Consider the following 24,195-nt stretch of genomic DNA (forward strand, 5'->3'; position numbering starts at 1 on the left):
CAAAGTTCATCACACATAGTGATTCTTTCTAAAGTAAGAAATGGTTAAGTTAGAAAGGGCGCACGGTGGATGCCTTGGCACTAGGAGCCGATGAAGGACGGGACGAACACCGATATGCTTCGGGGAGCTGTAAGCAAGCTTTGATCCGGAGATTTCCGAATGGGGAAACCCACTGCTCGTAATGGAGTAGTATCCATACTTGAATACATAGAGTATGAGAAGGCATACCCGGGGAACTGAAACATCTAAGTACCCGGAGGAAGAGAAAGCAAATGCGATTCCCTGAGTAGCGGCGAGCGAAACGGGAACAGCCCAAACCAAGAGGCTTGCCTCTTGGGGTTGTAGGACACTCTATACGGAGTTACAAAGGAACGATATAAGCGAAGAGGTCTGGAAAGGCCCGCCAAAGAAGGTAACAGCCCTGTAACTGAAATGTTGTTCTCTCCAGAGTGGATCCTGAGTACGGCGGAACACGTGAAATTCCGTCGGAATCCGGGAGGACCATCTCCCAAGGCTAAATACTCCCTAGTGACCGATAGTGAACCAGTACCGTGAGGGAAAGGTGAAAAGCACCCCGGAAGGGGAGTGAAATAGATCCTGAAACCGTGTGCCTACAAGTAGTCAGAGCCCGTTAACGGGTGATGGCGTGCCTTTTGTAGAATGAACCGGCGAGTTACGATCCCGTGCAAGGTTAAGCAGAAGATGCGGAGCCGCAGCGAAAGCGAGTCTGAATAGGGCGCATGAGTACGTGGTCGTAGACCCGAAACCAGGTGATCTACCCATGTCCAGGGTGAAGTTCAGGTAACACTGAATGGAGGCCCGAACCCACGCACGTTGAAAAGTGCGGGGATGAGGTGTGGGTAGGGGTGAAATGCCAATCGAACCTGGAGATAGCTGGTTCTCTCCGAAATAGCTTTAGGGCTAGCCTCAAGGTAAGAGTCTCGGAGGTAGAGCACTGATTGGACTAGGGGCCCCTACCGGGTTACCGAATTCAGTCAAACTCCGAATGCCGATGACTTATCCTTGGGAGTCAGACTGCGAGTGATAAGATCCGTAGTCGAAAGGGAAACAGCCCAGACCGCCAGCTAAGGTCCCAAAGTATACGTTAAGTGGAAAAGGATGTGGAGTTGCTTAGACAACCAGGATGTTGGCTTAGAAGCAGCCACCATTTAAAGAGTGCGTAATAGCTCACTGGTCGAGTGACTCTGCGCCGAAAATGTACCGGGGCTAAACGTATCACCGAAGCTGCGGACTGTTCTTACGAACAGTGGTAGGAGAGCGTTCTAAGTGCAGTGAAGTCAGACCGGAAGGACTGGTGGAGCGCTTAGAAGTGAGAATGCCGGTATGAGTAGCGAAAGACGGGTGAGAATCCCGTCCACCGAATGCCTAAGGTTTCCTGAGGAAGGCTCGTCCGCTCAGGGTTAGTCGGGACCTAAGCCGAGGCCGAAAGGCGTAGGCGATGGACAACAGGTTGATATTCCTGTACCACCTCCTCACCATTTGAGCAATGGGGGGACGCAGGAGGATAGGGTAAGCGCGGTATTGGATATCCGCGTCCAAGCAGTTAGGCTGGGAAATAGGCAAATCCGTTTCCCGTGAAGGCTGAGCTGTGATGGCGAGCGAAATTTAGTAGCGAAGTTCCTGATTCCACACTGCCAAGAAAAGCCTCTAGCGAGGTGAGAGGTGCCCGTACCGCAAACCGACACAGGTAGGCGAGGAGAGAATCCTAAGGTGATCGAGAGAACTCTCGTTAAGGAACTCGGCAAAATGACCCCGTAACTTCGGGAGAAGGGGTGCTTCTTAGGGTGTTAAAGCCCCGAGAAGCCGCAGTGAATAGGCCCAGGCGACTGTTTAGCAAAAACACAGGTCTCTGCGAAGCCGTAAGGCGAAGTATAGGGGCTGACGCCTGCCCGGTGCTGGAAGGTTAAGAGGAGCGCTTAGCGTAAGCGAAGGTGCGAATTGAAGCCCCAGTAAACGGCGGCCGTAACTATAACGGTCCTAAGGTAGCGAAATTCCTTGTCGGGTAAGTTCCGACCCGCACGAAAGGCGCAACGATCTGGGCACTGTCTCAACGAGAGACTCGGTGAAATTATAGTACCTGTGAAGATGCAGGTTACCCGCGACAGGACGGAAAGACCCCGTGGAGCTTTACTGCAGCCTGATATTGAATGTTGGTACAGCTTGTACAGGATAGGTAGGAGCCTTGGAAACCGGAGCGCTAGCTTCGGTGGAGGCATCGGTGGGATACTACCCTGGCTGTATTGACCTTCTAACCCGCTGCCCTTATCGGGCAGGGAGACAGTGTCAGGTGGGCAGTTTGACTGGGGCGGTCGCCTCCTAAAATGTAACGGAGGCGCCCAAAGGTTCCCTCAGAATGGTTGGAAATCATTCGCAGAGTGTAAAGGCACAAGGGAGCTTGACTGCGAGACCTACAAGTCGAGCAGGGACGAAAGTCGGGCTTAGTGATCCGGTGGTTCCGCATGGAAGGGCCATCGCTCAACGGATAAAAGCTACCCCGGGGATAACAGGCTTATCTCCCCCAAGAGTCCACATCGACGGGGAGGTTTGGCACCTCGATGTCGGCTCATCGCATCCTGGGGCTGTAGTCGGTCCCAAGGGTTGGGCTGTTCGCCCATTAAAGCGGTACGCGAGCTGGGTTCAGAACGTCGTGAGACAGTTCGGTCCCTATCCGTCGCGGGCGCAGGAAATTTGAGAGGAGCTGTCCTTAGTACGAGAGGACCGGGATGGACGCACCGCTGGTGTACCAGTTGTTCTGCCAAGGGCATCGCTGGGTAGCTATGTGCGGACGGGATAAGTGCTGAAAGCATCTAAGCATGAAGCCCCCCTCAAGATGAGATTTCCCATTCCGCAAGGAAGTAAGATCCCTGAAAGATGATCAGGTTGATAGGTCTGAGGTGGAAGCGTGGTGACACGTGGAGCTGACAGATACTAATAGATCGAGGACTTAACCTATATTCTAATGTGAAAAATGAACATTGTTATCTAGTTTTGAGAGAACATTCTCTCCATCAGGTTTGGTGGCGATAGCGAAGAGGTCACACCCGTTCCCATACCGAACACGGAAGTTAAGCTCTTCAGCGCCGATGGTAGTTGGGGGTTTCCCCCTGTGAGAGTAGGACGCCGCCAAGCTTTTCAAAGGATCAGTTCCAATCGGAACTGGTCTTTTTTGTATTTTAAAAAAGGAACAAACACTCGATCTGGCATGGATACATATACTAAACTATCATCTAAAACATTCTTAATTTTGTATACAATTGAAAGCGCTAGGGCATACTGAAGCTATAAGTGGAGGTGTCACAATGAGCAAAAAAGAGCGAGAAGCAATTTGTTTGATTTGTGAAGAGAAAAAAACAAAGGGAATTTATTTATATCATCAGTTTTTATGCCGAGATTGTGAACGAAAGTTAATTTCTACATCAACCTCGGATCCTAGTTATGCTGATTATGTAAGAAAGCTTAAAAATCTTCATACGCCGCCTTTGTATTCATAGACCATTAGATGGTCTTTTTTTATGGGCAATCGGGGATTGGGCCTGTTTTTTGGAACTTAGTTTGGACATCAACCGTAATAAATAATAAGATAAACAGAGAGCCTGATTATTCATAGGAGTCGATGAACATGAAATCAATTTTTTACACATTTGTATGGGCCGTTCTCTCTACTCTTTTTTCGCTGGTGATTTTAACTGTCAGTATTGGTGTTTTCCATCATCATGTTGGATTGTCGATACTGTATGCGATGATTGGGTGGGGTGTGATGTTTGCAGGAAGCCGATGGGCTGCCTTCCAGTTGTTTTTGAAGAAACACGGACTGTCTCGCAGTGATTATGTATATATTAAACAGCATTTAAAAGAAGCCGGGCAAAAGCTGGTTCGTTTGAAGAAAGCTTTATTTGCTGTGAAGAACGTACAGACGATCAAGCATAATTATGAAATTCTTCGGCTTGCACGACGCATCTATACGATAACAAAAAAGGAACCGAACCGGTTTTATGATGCACAGCGGTTTTATTTTGAGAGTTTGGATTCTGTTGTTGAATTAACTGAGAAATATGCACTGCTGTATAATCAGCCGAATCGTAGCCATGAGCTTGAAATGACATTAAGCCAAACTCGAGTCACGCTGACTGAACTGCAAAAGCAATTAACGATTGATTTACAGCAAGTTTTAGGAAGAGATATAGAAGCACTTCATATTGAACTTGAAGTGGCCGATAAAATGATTAAAAAATAGATATGAAAGGAGTCAAACTCGATGAAACCAGAAGATCCAGTCATACCAACAGCCCCATCTACTACAGATCTTCCGTTTCGGGTGTTTGATACCTTATCTGATGAGGAAAAGCAGGAGGCGCTACAGCGAGCTGAGAAGATCCCTGACCATCCACAAAAACTGCTTTTCTATGGCACACGTGTGCAGGAACGATTGTTAGAACAATCAAAACAAATGATGCAATATGTGGAGAAAAAAGATATTGACCAAATCGGAGACGTTCTAGAAGCTTTTTTGCAGCAACTGCATTTAGTGGAGCCAGAGGATTTATTGCCAAAGAAGCGAGGCTTTTTTTTAAGGTTGTTTCAGCGAGAAAAGCGTTCTACTCAGGAGATCATATCTCGTTTTAAACAAGCAGAAGCACAGATAGAGAGATTGTCAGCAAGGCTTCGTTACGCCAGAGGCGTGTTAATTTCGGACCATAAGTTATTGGAGCGTTTATTTGAAGAAAATCAATCATACTTTCAAGAGATGACGTTACAGGTTGCAGCAGTTGAAGCAAAATTGACGCTGTTAGAGCGACATGCCCTAACAGAATCAACACAGTCACATGATCGGACATTAGAGGAGCAATTGATGAGTCGGGAAGTCGATGAAGAAGAATATATGGAGAGATTAAAAGAACGGAAGTATGATTTGCTGTTGAGCCGTCAAATTGCACTGCAATGTAATGCCCAAATTCGAATGATTCAGCATACAAACCATACATTAGCCAACCATATTCAATCAACTGTTTCCGCATCAATTCCTTTATGGATCAACCAAATGTCGATTGCGTTCAATCATATTCAGCAGCGAGCCAATTCAGCGCTTGAGCAGCGTATCCAGCAAACATATGAACAGGTATCGAAGCAGCAAGGACAGCTTCTTGAAGATGCATCCTTAACGCCTATAGATACGTTGAAAAAGGTTCAGCGCCAATTGGCCGAAACATTGCAGGAAACGTTGGAGGTAAAAGAACATGGGAGCCAAGAACGAGCTCAATTAAAAAGCAGCATGTATGAGGCAGAGCAGAAGCTGGTGAATCATAAACCAATAAAGGAATGAGAATCCATCTTTCAGTTCACTTGTTTGAACGTTATAATAGATATAAGATATCGTTTAAGTGAAAAGGGTCGATTTGTTTGAAAACACCTTTATATACAGCATTATCACAACATGCGGAAAAGAAGCCCTATTCTTTTCACGTTCCGGGACATCACAATGGAGATGTCTTTTTTGATGAGGCACGGTCCTATTATGCATCTATTCTTCAGCTGGATGTGACAGAACTTGAAGGTCTAGATGATCTTCACCATCCGACTGGGGTGATTCAAGAGGCAGAGGATTTATTGGCAAAGCTATATGGAGCTAAACAAAGTTTTTTCCTTGTGAATGGCACAACCGTTGGCAATTTGGCAATGGTGATGTCTGCTTGTCAGGCTGGGGAGGGCATTTTCGTTCAGCGAAATTGTCATAAGTCTGTGTTCCATGCGATTGAGCTTGCGGGAGCGACGCCTATTATGTTAGAAACTGAGAGTGATCCGTACTTGCACGTCCCAACTCATGTGACGGAGGAAACAGTCAAACAAGCTATGGCGACACATCCTAACTGCCGGGCAATCGTTTTGACATATCCGAACTACTACGGACATGCAGCTGATTTATCAGGGCTCATTCAAATGTGTCATGAAGCTGGCATCATTGTATTAGTTGATGAGGCACATGGTGCTCATTTTGTATTAGGCGGTGCCTTTCCTCCATCTGCCCTTTCCTATGGAGCAGACGTGGTGGTACAATCAGCACATAAAACCCTTCCGGCAATGACGATGGGGTCTTATCTTCATCTTCAAGGAGACCGAATTGATGTGAAGCGGATAAAGACGTTATTAACGATGCTTCAAAGCAGTTCACCTTCCTATCCAATTATGGCTTCGTTAGATGTGGCGAGAGCTTATGTGGAGGAGTTGAAGGGAAAAGGGTTAATGGACGAAATCATGAGAGACTTGGCAAATCTGAAAGCACAGTTCAATATGATCTCCAATCTCGAAGTGGTTGAGTCTGACTCTTTACCTATGGATCCATTAAAATGTGTCATTCGTTCAACAAAAGGGCTGACAGGCTATGAACTAAAAAAGGTGCTTGAGTCGGTGGAGGTTCACCCAGAACTTGCGGATGAACATCAAGTCTTACTTGTTTTTGGTCTAGGACAGACAAAGGACGTTCCTTTTACAGCTATAGAGCAGGCTCTTCAGCAAAGTGATTCATTGCTTATAAAAAAAGAGCCTCAAACGGGATCGCTCTTCTTAGAGCACGATCAGCAAAAGCGAGATGTAGAAGCTGTTCCATTCGAAAAAGCAGCTGGCCGGATTAGTGCAGAATCGGTCATTCCCTATCCGCCTGGCATTCCTTTGATGATCAAAGGAGAACCTATTGAATCAGATCAAGTTGAGACGTTAAGCCGTTTGCTTGGGCATCAAGTTCATGTGCAAGCAAGTCAGGTGATTCACCAGAGAAAATTATATGTTTATATAGAAGAGGAGACACTATGAGCGGTATGTTTATTACGTTTGAAGGGCCAGAGGGTGCTGGAAAAACGACAGTGATTCGAAAAGTGTACGAAGAAATGGAACGTCAAGGCTATGCAGTGATGGCGACACGTGAGCCCGGAGGCATTGATATTGCAGAGCAAATTCGTGAAGTCATTTTAAATGAAAAAAATACAAAAATGGACGCAAAAACAGAGGCATTGCTTTATGCAGCAGCTAGAAGGCAGCATTTGGCTGAGAAAGTAGAACCGGCATTGAAGCGGGGGGAAACTGTTTTATGTGATCGTTTTGTAGACAGCTCCCTTGCTTATCAGGGCTATGCGAGAGGGCTTGGGATTGAAGAAGTCAAATCCATTAATGATTTTGCCATTAATGGCACGATGCCGCAAATGACCATTTACTTTTCCATTACACCAGAGGAAGGTCTAAAGCGAATTGATGCCAATCAAGGAAGAGAAAAAAATCGATTAGACATGGAAACACTGAATTTTCATCAAATGGTCAGAGAAGGATATGAGCAGCTGATTGCGCAATCACCAGAACGATTCCGTGTAGTAGATGCGTCTCAGCCTGTTCAGGATGTCTTTAATGAAGTGTTTCAGCTGATTCAGGACACATTAAAGAAAAATCAAATATGACCTCATTCCCAATCGTTGTTATAATATAGAGGAAGACATCGGCATGTCACCTGTGCCTAAAATGAAGGAGGCCAATCAAATGAAATTAATTGTTGCCGTTGTACAGGATCAAGATAGCAGCAAGTTATTGAAAATATTGACCGAACATCAATTCGGCGTGACAAAATTAGCTTCGACTGGTGGATTTTTAAAGTCTGGGAATACGACTTTTATCATTGGTTGTGATGATGTCCGAGTGGATAAAGCGTTACAGCTAATCAAGGAAAATTGCCGTAAACGTGATCAAATGATCGCGCCTGTATCACCAATGGGTGGAAATGCAGATTCATATGTACCATACCCTGTTGAGGTTGAAGTTGGTGGAGCTACCGTCTTTATTCTGCCAGTTGAACAATTTCATCAATTTTAAGGATGGGTTGCTGTGAAAATTAATCAAGATATGCGGCTGCTTTTAGAAAAGCGTGAACTTCAAGCGATGAAAGGAAGCCAAACTTCAGCATCGTTTAAATCATCGATGGAGACACAAAGTGGTAAAATGCGTTTAGAGCAGCTGACAGTCATGCTGAGCGATATCGAAGTCTTCGGCAAGAAACTGACAAAGTCACGAAACCTTAAAGATTTGGCTAGGTTTAAAGGACTTGTGAAACGCTTTGTAAAAGAAACAGTCGATAATGGATTAAATATAGAGACATCAAGGAGCTTTGACATTTATGGCAACACACGAACACTCGCTTTAGTCAAAGCATTAGATGAAAAGCTGATTGAGTTAACAGAAGATATGATGAATCAGGAGAAACCCTCGATTGATTTGCTTGAACGTATTGGAGAAATAAAAGGTTTATTGATTAACCTTTACACATAGAGAGTGATAACATGGCAATTAGCTGGGATGACATGAATGATTTACAGCCGCGCGTCATGCGGCTGATTTTTAATAGTATTGATAAAGACCGACTGGCTCATGCTTACTTATTTGAAGGAAAAAAAGGGACCGGAAAGCTAGATGCTGCGATGCTTTTAGCGAAGAGCTTTTTTTGTTTGGAAGCAGGAGTGAAACCATGTGAGTCCTGTCAAAACTGCAAAAGAATTCAGTCTGGCAACCATCCAGATTTACATCTAGTGCAGCCTGACGGTCAATCAATTAAGAAGGCGCAAGTGCAGGCTTTGCAGGAGGAATTTACAAAAGCAGGCGTAGAATCGCATCGGAAAATGTATATCATTCTCCATGCGGACAAAATGACGGTCAATGCTGCGAACAGTTTATTAAAGTTCCTAGAGGAGCCCAACCGGGAAACGATGGCAGTTTTAATCACTGAACAATCGCATAAAATGCTGGATACGATTATTTCAAGATGTCAGATGCTTAGCTTTAAGCCGCTGCAGCCGCAATCTTTGGAGCAGCAGCTTTTACAAGAAGGCGTGTCTCAGGATCTTGCAAGGCTTTTGTCGAATTTAACCAATAATTTAGCAGAAGCACTCGAATTAAGTCGAAATGATCAGTTTGCAGAGTCTAGAGCGAAAGTGATAAAATTGTATGAAGTCTTACACCAGCGAAAAGAACATGCATTTTTTTATATACAAGATCAATGGATGCCTTTTTTCAAAGAGAAAGACCTTCAAGAAACTGGTCTTGATATGCTTTTATTTATATATCGTGATGTATTGTCGATTCAAATAGGAAATGAAGATAAAGTCATTTATCAAGACTTATTCCAGACAATGAAGCAGCACGCGCTGCATTCCACACAGCAGATGGTGACGAATCAGATCCTTGCTGTATTAGAAGCGAAAAAGAGACTTCAATCCAACGTGAATGCCCAAGGGCTAATGGAGCAATTGGTGTTGATGTTGCAGGAGGGATAAGCTTGTACAACGTAATTGGTGTTCGCTTTAAAAAAGCGGGCAAAATCTATTATTTCGATCCTAATGGATTTCATATAGAAAATGATAGTTGTGTCATTGTAGAAACAGTCAGAGGTGTTGAGTACGGGCAAGTGGTCATCGCCAATAAAAAAGTAGATGAACACGATGTGGTTCTCCCTTTGCGTAAGGTGATTCGCGTCGCAGACGAACGAGACCGGCTCATCGTTGAGGAGAACAAAGAAGCAGCGATGGCAGCCTTTGACACATGTCTTCAGAAAGTAAGTGAACACGGCCTGGAAATGAAGCTGGTCGATGTCGAATTTACATTCGACCGCAACAAGGTCATCTTCTATTTTACAGCGGATGGCAGAGTAGATTTCCGTGAGCTGGTCAAGGATCTTGCATCTATTTTTAAGACGAGAATTGAACTTCGTCAAATCGGTGTAAGAGACGAGGCAAAAATGCTAGGCGGCATTGGTCCGTGTGGACGTATGCTTTGCTGTTCAACTTTCTTAGGAGATTTTGAACCTGTGTCCATTAAAATGGCAAAAGATCAAAACCTCTCGTTAAACCCTACCAAAATTTCAGGGCTTTGCGGCCGTTTAATGTGCTGCTTGAAATATGAGAATGATGAGTACGAAACAGCAAAAGAACAATTACCGGACATCGGTGAAACGATTCAGACGTCTAATGGCTCTGCAAAGGTAGTAGGGCTTAATATTTTAGAACGAATTTTGCAAGTTGAATTAACCGGGCAAGAAAAAGTGATAGAATATACTTGGGAAGAATTATTACAAGAAGGCGTTGTATCTGCACAAACAACTGAGTAACGAGGTGTGCCACCTTGGATAAAAAGGAACTATTTGATACGGTGATTAATTTAGAAGAACAAATCGGTTCTCTTTATCGCCAGCTAGGTGATTTGAAAAATCATATCGGTGAAGTGATTGAAGAAAATCATCAGCTACAGATGGAGAATCAGCACTTGCGTGAACGTCTGGATCAATCCGATCGAGATAAATCGTCTGAGGCAGAGCATGATTCTGCCCAGAAGCCAAGTCATTCTGATATAGGAGAAGGTCATGATAACCTAGCTCGTTTATATCAGGAGGGCTTCCATATTTGTAATGTACATTATGGGAGCATTCGGAAAGAGGGAGACTGTTTGTTCTGTCTGTCATTTTTAAATAAAAAATGAGAAAAGGCTTCCGCTGAATCGGGAGCCTTTTTCACAGGAAAAGAAAGGATACATCATGGTTTCGTTAAGAGAAGATGAACGTTTAGACTACTTGCTTGCAGAAGATATGAAAATTATTCAAAGTAAAACGGTGTTCGCCTTTTCATTGGATGCAGTGTTATTAGCAAAATTTGCGTATGTGCCGATTCAAAAAGGGGAGATTATTGATCTTTGTACGGGAAATGGCATCGTTCCATTGCTGCTTTCGACGAGATCTAAAGCCTCTATTACAGGGGTTGAAATTCAAGAACGCCTGTTTGATATGGCAAAGAGAAGTGTGGCGCATAATCAACTGGAGCAGCAGATTGAGTTGATCCATGGTGATTTAAATGATATGCCTAAACGGTACGGAAACCACAAAGTAGACGTGATTACTTGTAATCCGCCATATTTTAAGACTCCTTCTAAGGATGAAATCAATGAAAATGAGTATTTGGCGATCGCACGTCATGAGATTCATTGTACATTAGAAGATGTCATTCGTGTTTCTTCCACTTTGCTAAAGCAAGGAGGCAAACTGGCAATGGTTCACCGTCCTGGACGGCTGCTTGAGATTGTTGAAATGATGAAGAAATACCGAATTGAGCCAAAACGAATTCAATTTGTATATCCGAAACAAGGAAAAGAAGCGAATACCATTTTAGTGGAAGGCATGAAAGATGGAAAGCCGGATTTGAAAATTCTCCCGCCGCTTTTTGTTTATGGAGAAGACCAAGAGTATACAAAAGAAATCAGGACGATACTGTATGGAGAAGCATAGTCATTATTTCTATGTATTGAAATGTGCAGATGGCAGTTTGTACGCTGGGTATACAAATGATTTACAAAAAAGGCTGACTGCCCATAATAGTGGGAAGGGTGCAAAGTATACGAGAGCTAGACGGCCGGTGGAACTCTATTACCACGAATGCTTTTTAACCAAAAGAGAAGCCATGCAACAGGAATATCGTTTCAAAACGTGGACACGTCGAAAAAAGGACATGTATATAGAAGAAAAGCGAATCAAAAAGGAGGCGGCACATGAAAAAGACACAGAAAAGCTTTGATGGTCAATCAGAAATGGGTATTCTTTATCTCGTACCAACCCCGATTGGAAACTTAGAAGATATGACGTTTCGAGCGATACAAACGTTAAAGGATGTAGACTATATTGCCGCAGAAGATACGAGACAAACGAAAAAGCTTTGTCATGTCTATGAAATTGATACCCCATTAACGAGTTATCATGAACATAACAAAGATAGCAGTGGTCACAAGTTAATCGAATGGTTAAAAGAAGGAAAGAATATTGCACTCGTGAGCGATGCCGGTTTACCGACGATCTCTGATCCAGGAGCCGAAGTGGTTCGAGACTTTACGAACATCGGAGGCTATGTCATTCCGTTACCTGGTGCAAACGCAGCACTTACGGCGCTTATTGCGTCAGGAATCGCACCACAGCCATTTTTCTTTTACGGTTTTCTTGATCGTCAAAAAAAGGAAAAGAAAAAACAGCTGGAAGCATTGAAGAAACGCCAAGAAACAATTATTTTCTATGAAGCGCCCCATCGGTTAAAAGAAACGCTGACTGTGATGAAAGAAGTGTGGGGGAACCGGAATATTGCCATTACGAGAGAACTGACAAAGAAATTTGAAGAGTTTATTCGTGGAGATTTAGAATACGCGCTGACTTGGGTGACAGAACAACAAATCCGTGGTGAGTTCTGTCTCGTCGTACAAGGAAATGATCAGGATGAAGAAGAACTGAATGAAGAAGCTTGGTGGAATTCTTTATCTGAAAAAGAGCACGTGATCCATTACATAGAGGAAGGGTTAACGTCAAAAGAGGCTATTAAACGTACTGCGGTCGAACGTGGTGTGCCAAAGCGGACGATCTATGATGCGTATCATATTGAACAATAAAGAAAGGTTCTTGCAAACGGTGCAAGAACCTTTTTATATAAAACTTATTTTTGTGATTGAAGTTGGTTTTGGATTTCGTTAATGATTTGCTCTGCACCTTCACGACTAAGAACTAATTTACCATTAGCAAGTTTAAGGTTATCGTCTGATACTTCACCTGTTACTTGGCAAGTCATGTTTGGTTTATATTTTTTTAGGATAATTTTTTCATCATCAACATAAATTTCCAAAGCGTCTTTTTCTGCGATTCCTAACGTACGGCGAAGCTCGATTGGAATCACCACGCGTCCTAATTCGTCAACTTTACGTACAATACCTGTAGATTTCATCTTCATTCTCCTCCCAAAAAGTTCTTATTCTTAATATAATATTATCTTCGTCATTATTCGACAAATTCCTTACATTCCTAGCATAACAAGGTTTCCATAAATCGTCAATCATTTTGTTTACTATTGTTTGTAAAATATGACTCTTAAAGTCAAAGGACCTTGAAACTACCGGTGTATAAGGATTTTTCAGAATTTATCTATAAAAATATGAAAAATGACGATAACAGATTAACAAGACTTTTGCCCTAATTTAGCCAATTGTAAATCTGGAAATAGATTTCATACGACAATATTCGACAAAATGTCGAGCGGTTTGTCGTTTTTTCCGAAAAACTCATCTTTTTCGTTCATTTCATTCTGTTCTATGTATATATGCTTGATCTTAAAGGCTAAGATGGTATCATAGAGAAAGCACAAGTGCAAAACATAATGAAATGATCTGACACATTTTAATGAAGTATGATGACCGCTCTCGTCCATTGGGCGGGAGTTTTTGACATTTACACACAAGCAGGAGGTTCCGACATGCCGGAAAAGAAAAAAACGTTTTATCTGACTACACCAATTTACTATCCGAGCGGAAAATTACATATTGGACATGCTTATACGACAGTGGCAGGGGATGCCATGGCTCGTTATAAACGTCTGCAAGGCTATGATGTGATGTATTTAACGGGTACAGATGAGCACGGACAAAAAATTCAGCAAAAAGCTGAAGAACAAAATATTACACCGATTGAGTATTTAGATCCGGTCGTTGCTGACATTAAATCATTATGGAAGAAACTCGACATTTCAAACGATGATTTCATTCGTACAACGGAAAAAAGACATACGAAAATCATTGAGCAAGTCTTTCAAAAGCTGCTTGATCAAGGAGATATTTATTTAGATCAATATGAGGGCTGGTACAGTATTCCTGATGAAACATTCTATACGGAAACACAGCTTGTTGATGTTGAGCGAAATGAGAAAGGGGAAGTCGTTGGAGGGAAAAGCCCAGACAGTGGACACCCTGTTGAATTGATTAAAGAGGAATCATATTTCTTCCGTATGAGTAAGTATGCTGATCGCTTACTAGACTATTACGAAAAGAACCCGTCGTTCATTCAGCCTGAATCAAGAAAGAATGAAATGATTAATAACTTCATTAAACCGGGGTTAGAGGATTTAGCTGTATCAAGAACAACCTTTGATTGGGGCATTAAAGTACCTAATAATCCGAAGCACGTCATCTATGTATGGATTGATGCGTTATTCAACTACTTAACAGCGATTGGCTACGGAACCGATCAAGATGAAAAATATAAAAAATATTGGCCTGCCAACGTACACCTAGTCGGGAAAGAAATTGTACGATTCCATACAATTTACTGGCCAATTATGTTGATGGCACTTGATCTGCCGTTGCCAAAACAAATTTTTGCACATGGCTGGCTGCTCATGAAAGATGGAAAAATGTCTAAATCAAAAGGGAACGTAGTAGATCCTGTTACGTTAATTGATCGCTATGGTCTTGATGCTCTTCGTTATTATCTGCTACGCGAAGTACCATTTGGTGCAGACGGTGTGTTTACACCAGAAGGATTCGTGGAACGTGTAAACTATGACCTTGCCAATGATTTAGGAAACTTGCTTAATCGTACAGTGGCGATGGTGCAAAAATACTTCGACGGTACATTAAGCAGCTATAAGGGACCAGTCAATGAGTTTGATGAGGAACTAAAAGCTGTAGCTGAACAAACGGTGAAAGCCTATGAAGAAGCGATGGAAAACCTCGAATTCTCAGTGGCTCTTTCAAATGTTTGGACATTAATCAGCAGAACAAATAAATATATTGATCAAACAGCTCCATGGGTGTTAGCAAAGGATGAAACAAAACGAAAAGAACTGCATTCGGTGATGTACCATTTAGCAGAATCACTCCGAATCACAGCTGTGTTGTTAACGCCATTCTTAACAAAAACACCTGAGAAAATCTTCTTCCAGCTTGGAATTGAAGAAGAGAAACTCAAAAGCTGGGAAAGCATTCTTTCTTTCGGTGCGATCCAAAAAGCGACGGTACAAAAAGGTGAGCCATTGTTCCCTCGTTTAGAGGTTGAAGAAGAAGTGGCATACATTAAAGAGAAGATGCAGGGAAGTGCGCCTAAGGTAGAAGAAGAGACAGTTGAAATAGAAGAAACTGAATTACCTGAGCTGGGTGCCGAAATCGCCTTCGATGATTTTTCGAAAGTTGACCTTCGTGTAGCACAAGTATTGGAAGCAGCACCAGTGAAAAAAGCTGATCGTCTCTTAAAGCTTCAGCTTGATTTTGGATTTGAAAAGAGACAAATTGTCTCAGGGATTGCCAAGCATTATCAACCAGAAGAATTGGTAGGGAAGAAGCTCGTCTGCGTAGCGAATCTCACACCAGTTAAACTAAGAGGGGAAATTTCCCAGGGAATGATTTTAACTGGAGAAACTGGTGGTAAATTGCAGGTTCTTGAAGTAGATCAATCTCTAGCAAATGGAACAAAAATTTTATAATTCAACAAAGGTGTTCCACGTGTAACATTTCGTCGAACACCTTTTGTTTTTCAGAAGAATTGTCGAAAGGAGCAATCAACCATGTTATTTGATACACATGCCCACTTAAATGCTGAACAATATAATGAAGACTTAGAGCAGGTGATTGAAAGAGCCAAAAGTGAAAAGGTAGAGAATATTGTGGTGGTCGGGTTTGATCGTCCAACCATTACGAGAGCGATGGAGCTAATTGAAGCATATGATTTTATTTATGCAGCCATCGGCTGGCATCCTGTTGATGCCATTGATATGACAGATGAAGATTTGGCTTGGATCAAAGAATTATCTCAACATAAAAAGGTTGTTGCCATTGGAGAAATGGGTCTAGATTACTATTGGGACAAGTCGCCAAAAGATGTGCAAAAAGAAGTCTTTAGACGTCAAATTGCTCTTGCGAAAGAAGTGAATCTGCCAATTATCATTCATAACCGTGACGCTACGGAAGATGTAGTGACGATCTTAAAAGAAGAAGGAGCGGCAGAAGTTGGAGGAATTATGCACTGCTTTACTGGCAGCCTCGAAATTGCAAAAGCGTGTATGGAAATGAACTTTTATATCTCATTTGGTGGACCTGTCACATTTAAAAATGCAAAAAAACCAAAGGAAGTTGTAAAGGATATTCCAAGTGATCGTCTGTTGATTGAAACAGACTGTCCATATTTAACTCCAGCTCCATTTAGAGGGAAACGGAATGAGCCGAGCTATGTGAAATATATCGCAGAACAAATTGCTGAATTGCGAGAAATGAGCTTTGAAGAGCTTGCTGCATTGACAACAGAAAATGCGAAAAAAGTTTTCCGTATAAACTGACAGTATATGATGTCAATCCTTGTTTAAGCTTGTCCAATTGTGAAACATAACGAAAAAGTTCTACACGTTTGCGCCTCCTCATAGGATAAGTTGTCGATAAGTCTTTCTTCCCTTCCTTCCAAAAATCTCCCATAATAGGTTTACAATCGAGCATTTTTGTACAGTGGGTGGAAGGGTTGACAGGTTTTGAGATACTCTATATAATCTCTCCGAGGAGAAGGAGGCGTTTTTCATCGTACAAAAAATGAAAAATCTGTTTTCTGTCAAGCTAGGAAAAGGCAAGGTTTTATTTCTAGTCACTTGCTTGCTTTTAGCTGGAACTGGGACGGCTTACGGTGCGCATGAGCTCACTAAGCAGTCTATTACCATTTCAATCAATGGCAAAGAGAAGACAATTCGTACACATGAAGAGACAGTAGCACAGCTGCTTTCAGACCTTGGAATAAGGACCAAGGCGGAGGATCATATCTCTCCAAGTCTAAATACAAAGATTCAAGACAACATGAACATTGTGTATGATGCGGCTATACCGGTTCATCTCACCCTAGATGGGAAAGAGAAAACGATATGGACAACAGATCAGACGGTTGGAGCATTATTGAAGAATGAGAAGATAGATATTGGGAAGCACGATCAAGTAACTCCAGGAAAGAATGACAAGATTAAAAAGAATATGGATCTTGTGGTTCAGCAGGCCTTCCAGGTCAGCTTAAACGATGGAGGAAAGGATAAGAAAGTGTGGACCACTTCGACTACGGTCGCTGACTTTTTAAAGCAACAAGAGCTGAAGCTCAAGAAGCACGATAAGATCAAACCTGCGTTACATAGTCACCTTTCTAAAAAAAGCGCAGATGTGAAGATCACTCGGGTGGAAAAAGTCACCGATGTAGTGGAAGAGAAAATTGCTTTTGATACCAAACATAAAAAGGATCGATCTCTTGAAAAAGGAAAAGAGAAGGTGCTTGAAAAAGGTGAAGAAGGTAAATTAAAGAAGCACTATGCCATTGTGAAAGAAAACGGCAAAGTGGTGTCTAAAGAATTAATTAAAGAGGTTACTGCAAAAGACAGTAAGGATCGTTTAGTGGCCGTTGGTACACAAGTGTCCAAGAAGGAACCTAAAGCGTCACCTGCGGTTTCAAGAAGTAATGAATCTTCAGGAAAAGAGTTCTATGTGACGTCTACAGCCTATACAGCGAGCTGTGCTGGATGTACGGGCAGAACGTCTACAGGCTTTAATTTAAAAGCAAATCCAGGTGCAAAGGTCATAGCAGTTGACCCGAGTGTCATTCCGCTGGGCTCTAAAGTGTATGTGGAAGGCTATGGGTATGCCGTTGCATCAGACACTGGATCTGCTATAAAAGGGAATAAAATTGATGTGTTCGTCCCAAGTAAGTCGGCAGCTTATCAATGGGGAAATAAACGAGTGAAAATTAGAGTGCTCAAATAAACACATCAAATCATTTATATGAACAGAGGGCTTTGCGCACCCTCTGTTTTTTTGGTTATAATAGAAGCACTGTTTTCTAATTAATTAGACGCAAAAACAGCATGGAAGGTTTCATTTTTTGACAAAAAAATGTAGATTGTTTTTGCAAGCGGAGGAATACATGAAAATCAAAGAAATCATTGTGGTGGAGGGTCGTGACGACACTGCTAGAGTAAAGATGGCCGTTGATGCAGATACGATTGAAACGAATGGATCTGCCATTGGCGATACAGTCATTCAACAAGTGCGTCTTGCTCAGGAGACGAGGGGGGTTATCATTTTAACTGATCCTGACTTCCCTGGGGAAAAGATCCGTAAAACCATCGCAGAGGCTGTCCCTGGCTGTAAGCACGCCTTTTTACCAAAACACCTTGCGAAAGCGAAGCGGGACAAAGGAATTGGTGTCGAGCATGCTTCCTTGGACAGTATTCGAGAATGCCTTGCACATGTCCATGAGGAAATGGAAGAATCAGAAAGCGAGATTACGTTAGACGATTTATTTGACGCAGGCCTTATCGGAGGCGAAGCATCAAAACGCCGCCGCGAACGATTAGGTGTGCTTTTAAATATAGGATATACAAATGCGAAGCAGCTGCAAAAGCGTCTTCACATGTTCCAAATAACGAAAGAGGATTTTATTGCGGCCTTAAAGACCGTCATGCAGGAGGAAGCCGATGAATAAAGATATTGCGACGCCCATCAGAACGAAGGAAATACTGAAGAAGTACGGTTTCTCTTTTAAAAAGAGCTTAGGGCAAAACTTTTTAATTGATACGAATATTTTAGATCGCATTGTCGATCATGCAGAGATTACGGATGAGACAGGTGTGATTGAAATTGGCCCTGGTATCGGTGCGTTGACTGAACAGCTCGCTAAACGGGCAAAGAAAGTCACGGCTTTTGAAATCGACCAGCGCCTATTGCCGATTTTAAACGATACGCTTTCTCCATACGATAATGTCACCATTATACATCAAGACGTATTGAAGGCAGATGTAAGAAAGGTGATTGAAGAACAGTTTGCTGACTGTAAAGAAGTAATGGTCGTAGCAAACCTTCCTTACTATGTGACGACACCAATTATTATGAAATTGCTTGAAGAAAACCTTCCATTGAAAGGAATCGTTGTCATGCTGCAAAAAGAAGTAGCAGATCGCATGGCTGCTGTTCCTTCATCAAAAGAATACAACTCTTTGTCGATTGCGGTGCAATTTTATACAGAAGCGAAGACGGTAATGGTTGTGCCGAAAACGGTTTTCGTCCCACAGCCAAATGTGGATTCAGCCGTGATCAAACTAACTGTTCGTGAAACACCTGCGGTCTCAGTAGACAATGATACGTTTTTCTTTCAACTGATTCGTGCGAGTTTTGGCCAGCGCCGGAAGACATTGATGAATAACTTGATGAACAATCTGCCAGATGGCAAGAAACATAAAGCCATCATTGAAGAAGCCCTTGTAACAGCTGAGGTTGATGGGAAACGCCGCGGTGAATCATTGTCAATCGATGAATTTGCCCGTTTGTCCAATGTTTTACACAAAGCCCTTTCATAAGGGCTTTTCAGCGTGTAGACAAACCCTCGCATTCGGTGTCAGTCCTGCGCGCTGGTACTCACGAATGTCAAATACGCTCCGTGCCAGTGCTCGTTCTTCCTAGACTGCAAAGGTTTTCTATCACGCTGAAAAGAAGACAAAGCCCTTTCATAAGGGCTTTTTTCTTTTGGTTTTCACCACTTCACCTGTTCAGGCATAGGCTAGAAAGAACAACACACCTGAAAGAAGAACAAGTGTAGCGTAAGACGATACCAACAGGATAAGAGCCTGATTGTGGAGTGAAAAGCATGCAATTTCAAATAGGAGATATGGTGACGAGGGCATCCTATCAGATGGATATTATGTTTCGTATCATTCGAATTGATGAGACAGACCAGCACGAAGCCACCGCCATTTTGCATGGGAATGAAGTGAGGCTGATTGCCGATGCGAAGATGTCAGATTTGGTCTTGATTCAAAAAGAGGAGCAGCTGACAAGAGAGAAGGACGATGAACGGAAAATTAACGAATCGCTCGACTTACTTAGGCAAGATTATCAGCTGCTTCGTGAAAAACAAGAGTATTATACGTCTGGACAATATCAGCATCAGGAGCAGTATTTTCATATGCCCGGAAAGGTTCTGCATTTAGATGGAGATGCTTCATACTTAAAGAAATGCTTAGATGTATATGAAAGAATCGGTGTACCTGTGTATGGTGTGCATTGCCACGAGAAGAAAATGCCAAGCATGATTGATTCATTAATTGATCAATATCGGCCTGATATTTTGGTCATCACAGGACATGATGCGTATTCTAAACAAAAGGGCGGTGTACACGATATCGGTGCATATCGTCATTCTCGTCATTTCGTTGAAACGGTTCAAAAGGCAAGAAGAAAGGTTCCGCATTTAGATCAGCTCGTGATCTTTGCAGGTGCCTGCCAATCTCATTTTGAATCATTAATTCAAGCAGGTGCTAATTTTGCAAGCTCACCCTCACGTGTCAACATTCATGCACTTGACCCCGTCTATATTGTTGCCAAGATCAGCTTCACTCCATTTGTAGATCGAATCAACGTGTGGGATGTGCTCCGAAATACACTGACGAGAGAAAAAGGTCTCGGAGGAATTGAAACAAGGGGTGTTTTAAGGGTAGGTATGCCATATAAAAGAGACCATGAATCGACATAACCCGACTGATTTCAGTCTGGTTTTTTTTATGCTCAAAAAGAAATTTCATATGAATACATAATTCACCGGAATTTGAGAAAAATAGGGAGGAGAAAAGGTAGAAGTTTGTCAAAATTATTTTGTTGACAATGGCTCGTGTTGGTTGATATAATTTAATTTTTATTTGACAAAAATGGGCCGTTGTTGTATAATTATCTCAGTGAGGTGGATGCAATGGCGAAGACTTTGTCCGACATCAAAAGATCGCTTGATGGTAACTTAGGTAAACGTTTGACGTTAAAGGCTAACGGAGGCCGCCGAAAAACAATTGAGCGTTCGGGCATTTTAGCTGAAACGTACCCTTCTGTTTTTGTGATTCAATTAGATCAAGATGAGAATTCGTTTGAAAGAGTTTCTTACAGTTATGCAGATATACTGACTGAGACGGTCGAATTAACGTTCGATGATACCGCTAGCTCAGTCGCCTATTAATGGGCAGTGAACTTTTTGTTTACTGCTTTTTGTTTTGCCTTTTTTCTGTATGGGAGGCTGTCCATTATTTGAAAGGGGTAAAAGGCGGGAATCGATGCAAAATAAGAAAGCCACAAACGAGTGGCAATGATTCGAATTCTCGACCAAAGGGGCTGTTTCGTTTGGGTAGACGCCGAGGCATTATGTCAGATGAGTTCAAATACGAGCTGGCGAAGGATCTTGGATTTTATGATACCGTCAAAAATGGAGGCTGGGGAGAGATTCGTGCGCGTGACGCAGGAAATATGGTCAAACGTGCCATTGAATTAGCTCAACAGCACATGGCTCAAGAAGAGAATCAACGATAAAGAAATGATCAGGGATACCTCGGGTGTCTCTGGTCTTTTTTGCTTGAAAAAGTGAGTGTGCTGGGGGCAAAAGCCAATATTCATCAGATCCATCAAATGTGATACAATATTGATACTTATGTTTAGATGGAGAAGTAGGTGAAATGTTTGCGTATTTTAGAAAAAGCACCGGCAAAAATTAATCTCTCACTTGATGTTCATGGAAAAAGACCGGATGGATATCACGAAGTGGAGATGGTGATGACAACAATAGATCTTGCAGATCGACTAGAGCTGACGGAGCTGGACAAAGACGAAATCCGTGTATCATCTCATAATCGTTTTGTGCCAGATGATCAACGGAATTTGGCTTATCAGGCAGCTAAATTATTAAAAACAAGATTCGGTATTCAAAAAGGCGTATCGATTGTCATCACAAAAGCAATTCCCGTCGCAGCAGGTTTAGCTGGAGGCAGCAGTGATGCCGCAGCAGCGCTTCGCGGCTTAAACCGTTTGTGGAAGTTAAATCTCACGTTAGATGAACTAGCTGAGCTTGGAGCGGAGATCGGCTCAGATGTCTCTTTTTGTGTACACGGAGGGACAGCGCTAGCGACAGGACGTGGAGAGAAACTAAAGCACATTGCGACACCGCCGCATTGCTGGGTGATTTTAGCGAAGCCGGTGATTGGGGTATCTACAGCTGAGGTCTACAGACAATATGACGCAAGCAAAGTAGAACACCCAAATGTACAGCGTATGATTGAAGCAATTGAAGCGAAAGATTATAAAGAGATGTGCGGCTCACTCGGTAACGTGTTGGAATCTGTGACATTAAAGATGTATCCAGAAGTCGATATGATTAAGAGACAGATGAAGCGTTTCGGAGCAGATGCTGTATTAATGAGCGGCAGCGGGCCAACTGTATTTGGCTTGATTCAATATGAATCGAAGGTACAAAGAATATATAACGGACTGAGAGGATTTTGTGATCAGGTTTACGCTGTCCGCATGATCGGCGAACAAAATGCCCTTGATTAAATCCGTATATTAAGTTATATTATTCATAAATTATTCGGGTTCTGGGGGTAAGTTCATGAAGTTTCGTCGAAGCGGCAGATTGGTGGACTTAACAAATTATTTGTTAACCCACCCGCACGTACTAGTACCTTTAACTTTTTTTGCAGAGCGATATCAATCTGCGAAGTCCTCTATTAGTGAAGACTTAACGATTATCAAACAGACCTTCGAACAGCAGGGAATAGGGACTTTACTTACTGTACCTGGCGCTGCTGGCGGAGTGAAATATATTCCAAAGATTCATCTAAAAGAAGCAGACGAAGTCGTAAACGATATCGGAGAGGCATTATCAACTCCTGAACGTGTGCTTCCTGGCGGCTATTTATATTTAACTGATGTTTTAGGCAATCCATCGATTCTTGCGAAAATCGGTAAGCTTTTTGCGACCATTTTTGCGGATCGACCGATTGATGTTGTCATGACTGTTGCGACGAAAGGTATTCCGATTGCCTATTCTGTTGCAGGTTATTTAAATGTGCCTGTTGTAATCGTTAGAAAAGATAATAAGGTAACAGAAGGATCAACTGTGAGTATTAATTATGCATCAGGTTCTTCTAACCGAATTCAAACCATGTCACTTGCAAAGCGGAGCTTAGATAAAGGATCCAATGTGTTGATTATTGATGACTTTATGAAAGCAGGCGGAACCATTAATGGCATGATGAATCTTCTAGAGGAATTTAATGCACATGTTGCAGGGATCGGTGTTTTATTAGAAGATGAAGGCGTAGATGAACGCCTTGTCGATGAATATGTATCGCTTTTAAAGCTTTCAACCATTGATATGAAGCAGAAAATCATTGAGATTAATGAAGGCAATTTCCACGAGTTTTTTCATTCGAAAGCTTAAGCTTTGATCAAACATGTATTTGAATGGGAGAGATTGATATGACAAAAGTTGTTCAAACCAAAAACGCACCAGCAGCCATTGGACCTTACTCTCAAGGGATTATCGTCAATAACATGTTTTACAGCTCAGGGCAGATTCCATTAACACCAGCTGGAGATTTTGTGAATGGAGATATTAAAGAACAAACACATCAAGTGTTTCATAATCTTAAAGCCGTCCTTGAAGCAGCGGGAGCTTCCTTTGAAACAGTCGTGAAAGCAACGGTTTTCATTAAAGATATGGAACAATTCGCCGAAGTGAATGAAGTGTACGGTGAATACTTCCATACACATAAGCCAGCTCGTTCATGTGTAGAAGTAGCCAGACTTCCAAAAGATGCACTTGTAGAAATTGAAGTTGTGGCATTAGTGAAATAAACAGGCCATCTCTTTGGAGGCCGTTTGGTTTCATTATATGTATGAAAAGGCATCGTCATGATGTCTTTTTTCACGCAACCGATGTAAGCGTCGTCATTAAAATGACAAAAAATGTATAAATATCCCGATATTTCAAAAAAAGTTTAAAAAAAGAGCAGGAGAATCACCACAATCGTTGAATACCTAATTAATGCTTTTATATTGGGAAAAGGTGGTGAACTACTGTGGAAGTTACTGACGTAAGATTACGCCGCGTGAATACCGATGGTCGCATGAGGGCGATTGCATCCATCACGCTGGACCACGAATTTGTTGTTCATGATATTCGTGTGATTGATGGAAATAATGGGTTGTTTGTTGCAATGCCTAGCAAACGCACGCCTGATGGAGAGTTTCGTGATATTGCACATCCGATTAACTCAAGCACTCGGGGTAAAATCCAAGATGCTGTTTTAAATGAATATCATCGCTTAGGCGAAGAAGAAGAAACAATTGAATATGAAGAAGCTGGAGCTTCTTAATCATATGTGAATCCAAAAAGACAGCTTTAAGGGAAAATGGAATGTTTTCTTTTAAATGCTGTCTTTTTTGCGTTTTTCCTCATGATTCTTCTAGGTTTCAACCATTAGAAAATTAATGTACTTCCTCTTGTATCCTTGAAATCAGTCCTTATTTAGG

At 42.2% G+C, this 24,195-nt stretch carries 26 protein-coding genes and 2 rRNA genes; 27 read left to right on the top strand and 1 reads right to left on the bottom strand.

Annotated features, from left to right (window positions below):
* Nucleotides 1–42 precede the first annotated feature (42 nt).
* The 15 genes from MHI41_RS00180 (at nt 43) to rsmI (ending at nt 12,462) form a co-directional block, all read left to right on the top strand.
* Nucleotides 43–2,973, top strand: a 23S ribosomal RNA gene (locus MHI41_RS00180).
* Nucleotides 2,974–3,034: 61 nt separating this feature from the next.
* Nucleotides 3,035–3,150, top strand: a 5S ribosomal RNA gene (rrf, locus tag MHI41_RS00185).
* A 170-nt stretch (nt 3,151–3,320) separates the two neighbouring features.
* Nucleotides 3,321–3,512, top strand: a complete 192-nt coding sequence (locus MHI41_RS00190; protein ID WP_017359334.1) for a sigma factor G inhibitor Gin — start codon at nt 3,321–3,323, stop codon at nt 3,510–3,512.
* A 128-nt stretch (nt 3,513–3,640) separates the two neighbouring features.
* Complete coding sequence (locus MHI41_RS00195) at nt 3,641–4,255, top strand: 5-bromo-4-chloroindolyl phosphate hydrolysis family protein (protein ID WP_046342403.1); 615 nt, start codon at nt 3,641–3,643, stop codon at nt 4,253–4,255.
* Between the two features lie 21 nt (nt 4,256–4,276).
* Nucleotides 4,277–5,341, top strand: a complete 1,065-nt coding sequence (locus MHI41_RS00200) for a toxic anion resistance protein (RefSeq protein ID WP_270110101.1) — start codon at nt 4,277–4,279, stop codon at nt 5,339–5,341.
* 77 nt (nt 5,342–5,418) lie between these two features.
* Complete coding sequence (locus MHI41_RS00205) at nt 5,419–6,825, top strand: aminotransferase class I/II-fold pyridoxal phosphate-dependent enzyme (protein WP_035704076.1); 1,407 nt, start codon at nt 5,419–5,421, stop codon at nt 6,823–6,825.
* A complete protein-coding gene (gene tmk, locus MHI41_RS00210) occupies nt 6,822–7,460 on the top strand; it encodes a dTMP kinase (RefSeq protein ID WP_041091583.1) in 639 nt (212 codons plus the stop codon). Before MHI41_RS00205 ends, tmk begins: the two co-directional genes overlap by 4 nt.
* A 79-nt stretch (nt 7,461–7,539) precedes the next feature.
* The gene (locus MHI41_RS00215) at nt 7,540–7,869 is read left to right on the top strand and encodes a cyclic-di-AMP receptor (protein WP_012008640.1); all 330 of its coding nucleotides are present in this window, start codon (nt 7,540–7,542) and stop codon (nt 7,867–7,869) included.
* 12 nt (nt 7,870–7,881) lie between these two features.
* Entirely contained in the window at nt 7,882–8,322 is a 441-nt protein-coding gene (locus tag MHI41_RS00220) for a YaaR family protein (RefSeq protein WP_008341898.1), read from the top strand.
* 11 nt (nt 8,323–8,333) lie between these two features.
* Nucleotides 8,334–9,323: a DNA polymerase III subunit delta' gene (gene holB / locus MHI41_RS00225; RefSeq protein ID WP_017359329.1), complete on the top strand. Its 990-nt coding sequence runs from the start codon at nt 8,334–8,336 to the stop codon at nt 9,321–9,323.
* Nucleotides 9,324–9,325: 2 nt separating this feature from the next.
* On the top strand, nt 9,326–10,153 hold the full coding sequence (locus MHI41_RS00230; protein WP_007496230.1) for a stage 0 sporulation family protein: 828 nt from the start codon (nt 9,326–9,328) through the stop codon (nt 10,151–10,153).
* A gap of 14 nt (nt 10,154–10,167) precedes the next feature.
* Nucleotides 10,168–10,521 (top strand): DNA replication initiation control protein YabA, encoded by a 354-nt coding sequence (yabA, locus tag MHI41_RS00235; protein ID WP_007496228.1) that lies wholly within the window; start codon nt 10,168–10,170, stop codon nt 10,519–10,521.
* A 55-nt stretch (nt 10,522–10,576) separates the two neighbouring features.
* Nucleotides 10,577–11,320 carry a tRNA1(Val) (adenine(37)-N6)-methyltransferase gene (locus MHI41_RS00240; RefSeq protein WP_017359328.1) on the top strand — a complete coding sequence of 248 codons (744 nt, stop codon included), beginning with the start codon at nt 10,577–10,579 and terminating at the stop codon, nt 11,318–11,320.
* Nucleotides 11,307–11,606 (top strand): GIY-YIG nuclease family protein, encoded by a 300-nt coding sequence (locus tag MHI41_RS00245; protein ID WP_019744059.1) that lies wholly within the window; start codon nt 11,307–11,309, stop codon nt 11,604–11,606. Before MHI41_RS00240 ends, MHI41_RS00245 begins: the two co-directional genes overlap by 14 nt.
* Entirely contained in the window at nt 11,581–12,462 is an 882-nt protein-coding gene (gene rsmI / locus MHI41_RS00250) for a 16S rRNA (cytidine(1402)-2'-O)-methyltransferase (RefSeq protein WP_008341890.1), read from the top strand. The genes MHI41_RS00245 and rsmI overlap by 26 nt, the downstream gene beginning before the upstream one ends.
* Before the next feature lie 44 nt (nt 12,463–12,506).
* On the opposite strand, the gene MHI41_RS00255 is transcribed toward rsmI, so the two are convergent.
* Nucleotides 12,507–12,797, bottom strand: a complete 291-nt coding sequence (locus MHI41_RS00255) for an AbrB/MazE/SpoVT family DNA-binding domain-containing protein (RefSeq protein ID WP_087975202.1) — start codon at nt 12,795–12,797, stop codon at nt 12,507–12,509.
* A 519-nt stretch (nt 12,798–13,316) separates the two neighbouring features.
* Between MHI41_RS00255 and metG the strand changes: the two genes are divergently transcribed.
* From metG to spoVG, 12 genes are all read left to right on the top strand, one after another.
* Nucleotides 13,317–15,317, top strand: coding sequence for a methionine--tRNA ligase (gene metG, locus MHI41_RS00260; RefSeq protein WP_272755666.1), 2,001 nt, complete (start codon nt 13,317–13,319; stop codon nt 15,315–15,317).
* A gap of 81 nt (nt 15,318–15,398) precedes the next feature.
* Entirely contained in the window at nt 15,399–16,166 is a 768-nt protein-coding gene (locus tag MHI41_RS00265) for a TatD family hydrolase (RefSeq protein ID WP_008341882.1), read from the top strand.
* A gap of 244 nt (nt 16,167–16,410) precedes the next feature.
* Nucleotides 16,411–17,613 carry a G5 and 3D domain-containing protein gene (locus tag MHI41_RS00270; RefSeq protein WP_136945076.1) on the top strand — a complete coding sequence of 401 codons (1,203 nt, stop codon included), beginning with the start codon at nt 16,411–16,413 and terminating at the stop codon, nt 17,611–17,613.
* 160 nt (nt 17,614–17,773) lie between these two features.
* Entirely contained in the window at nt 17,774–18,334 is a 561-nt protein-coding gene (gene rnmV / locus MHI41_RS00275) for a ribonuclease M5 (protein WP_008341876.1), read from the top strand.
* Nucleotides 18,327–19,205: a 16S rRNA (adenine(1518)-N(6)/adenine(1519)-N(6))-dimethyltransferase RsmA gene (rsmA, locus tag MHI41_RS00280; protein ID WP_008341873.1), complete on the top strand. Its 879-nt coding sequence runs from the start codon at nt 18,327–18,329 to the stop codon at nt 19,203–19,205. Before rnmV ends, rsmA begins: the two co-directional genes overlap by 8 nt.
* Nucleotides 19,206–19,492: 287 nt before the next feature.
* The gene (yabG, locus tag MHI41_RS00285) at nt 19,493–20,377 is read left to right on the top strand and encodes a sporulation peptidase YabG (protein ID WP_007496216.1); all 885 of its coding nucleotides are present in this window, start codon (nt 19,493–19,495) and stop codon (nt 20,375–20,377) included.
* A gap of 213 nt (nt 20,378–20,590) precedes the next feature.
* Nucleotides 20,591–20,848, top strand: coding sequence for a Veg family protein (locus MHI41_RS00290; protein ID WP_003217979.1), 258 nt, complete (start codon nt 20,591–20,593; stop codon nt 20,846–20,848).
* Nucleotides 20,849–21,009: 161 nt separating this feature from the next.
* The gene (locus MHI41_RS00295) at nt 21,010–21,195 is read left to right on the top strand and encodes a small, acid-soluble spore protein, alpha/beta type (protein WP_017366434.1); all 186 of its coding nucleotides are present in this window, start codon (nt 21,010–21,012) and stop codon (nt 21,193–21,195) included.
* A gap of 147 nt (nt 21,196–21,342) precedes the next feature.
* Nucleotides 21,343–22,212 (top strand): 4-(cytidine 5'-diphospho)-2-C-methyl-D-erythritol kinase, encoded by an 870-nt coding sequence (gene ispE, locus MHI41_RS00300; protein WP_019743558.1) that lies wholly within the window; start codon nt 21,343–21,345, stop codon nt 22,210–22,212.
* Between the two features lie 55 nt (nt 22,213–22,267).
* Complete coding sequence (gene purR, locus MHI41_RS00305) at nt 22,268–23,101, top strand: pur operon repressor (RefSeq protein ID WP_342494437.1); 834 nt, start codon at nt 22,268–22,270, stop codon at nt 23,099–23,101.
* Between the two features lie 38 nt (nt 23,102–23,139).
* Entirely contained in the window at nt 23,140–23,517 is a 378-nt protein-coding gene (gene ridA, locus MHI41_RS00310) for a 2-iminobutanoate/2-iminopropanoate deaminase (protein WP_008341860.1), read from the top strand.
* 224 nt (nt 23,518–23,741) lie between these two features.
* Complete coding sequence (gene spoVG / locus MHI41_RS00315; RefSeq protein ID WP_008357439.1) at nt 23,742–24,038, top strand: septation regulator SpoVG; 297 nt, start codon at nt 23,742–23,744, stop codon at nt 24,036–24,038.
* Nucleotides 24,039–24,195: the final 157 nt, after the last annotated feature.

This window comes from Bacillus sp. FSL M7-0307 (assembly GCF_038627835.1).
Lineage (GTDB): Bacteria > Bacillota > Bacilli > Bacillales > Bacillaceae > Bacillus > Bacillus altitudinis.

What these genes read in the sequence shown, in the direction of transcription:
- rnmV (WP_008341876.1), top strand. Translation starts at nt 17,774, where the DNA reads ATGAAAATCAAAGAAATCATTGTGGTGGAGGGTCGTGACGACACTGCT.
- MHI41_RS00200 (WP_270110101.1), top strand. Translation starts at nt 4,277, where the DNA reads ATGAAACCAGAAGATCCAGTCATACCAACAGCCCCATCTACTACAGAT.
- MHI41_RS00190 (WP_017359334.1), top strand. Translation starts at nt 3,321, where the DNA reads ATGAGCAAAAAAGAGCGAGAAGCAATTTGTTTGATTTGTGAAGAGAAA.
- MHI41_RS00215 (WP_012008640.1), top strand. Translation starts at nt 7,540, where the DNA reads ATGAAATTAATTGTTGCCGTTGTACAGGATCAAGATAGCAGCAAGTTA.
- metG (WP_272755666.1), top strand. Translation starts at nt 13,317, where the DNA reads ATGCCGGAAAAGAAAAAAACGTTTTATCTGACTACACCAATTTACTAT.
- MHI41_RS00265 (WP_008341882.1), top strand. Translation starts at nt 15,399, where the DNA reads ATGTTATTTGATACACATGCCCACTTAAATGCTGAACAATATAATGAA.
- MHI41_RS00270 (WP_136945076.1), top strand. Translation starts at nt 16,411, where the DNA reads ATGAAAAATCTGTTTTCTGTCAAGCTAGGAAAAGGCAAGGTTTTATTT.
- yabG (WP_007496216.1), top strand. Translation starts at nt 19,493, where the DNA reads ATGCAATTTCAAATAGGAGATATGGTGACGAGGGCATCCTATCAGATG.
- holB (WP_017359329.1), top strand. Translation starts at nt 8,334, where the DNA reads ATGGCAATTAGCTGGGATGACATGAATGATTTACAGCCGCGCGTCATG.
- rsmA (WP_008341873.1), top strand. Translation starts at nt 18,327, where the DNA reads ATGAATAAAGATATTGCGACGCCCATCAGAACGAAGGAAATACTGAAG.
- ridA (WP_008341860.1), top strand. Translation starts at nt 23,140, where the DNA reads ATGACAAAAGTTGTTCAAACCAAAAACGCACCAGCAGCCATTGGACCT.
- MHI41_RS00240 (WP_017359328.1), top strand. Translation starts at nt 10,577, where the DNA reads ATGGTTTCGTTAAGAGAAGATGAACGTTTAGACTACTTGCTTGCAGAA.
- rsmI (WP_008341890.1), top strand. Translation starts at nt 11,581, where the DNA reads ATGAAAAAGACACAGAAAAGCTTTGATGGTCAATCAGAAATGGGTATT.
- purR (WP_342494437.1), top strand. Translation starts at nt 22,268, where the DNA reads ATGAAGTTTCGTCGAAGCGGCAGATTGGTGGACTTAACAAATTATTTG.
- MHI41_RS00255 (WP_087975202.1), bottom strand. Translation starts at nt 12,797, where the DNA reads ATGAAGATGAAATCTACAGGTATTGTACGTAAAGTTGACGAATTAGGA.
- MHI41_RS00195 (WP_046342403.1), top strand. Translation starts at nt 3,641, where the DNA reads ATGAAATCAATTTTTTACACATTTGTATGGGCCGTTCTCTCTACTCTT.
- MHI41_RS00245 (WP_019744059.1), top strand. Translation starts at nt 11,307, where the DNA reads ATGGAGAAGCATAGTCATTATTTCTATGTATTGAAATGTGCAGATGGC.
- MHI41_RS00290 (WP_003217979.1), top strand. Translation starts at nt 20,591, where the DNA reads ATGGCGAAGACTTTGTCCGACATCAAAAGATCGCTTGATGGTAACTTA.
- tmk (WP_041091583.1), top strand. Translation starts at nt 6,822, where the DNA reads ATGAGCGGTATGTTTATTACGTTTGAAGGGCCAGAGGGTGCTGGAAAA.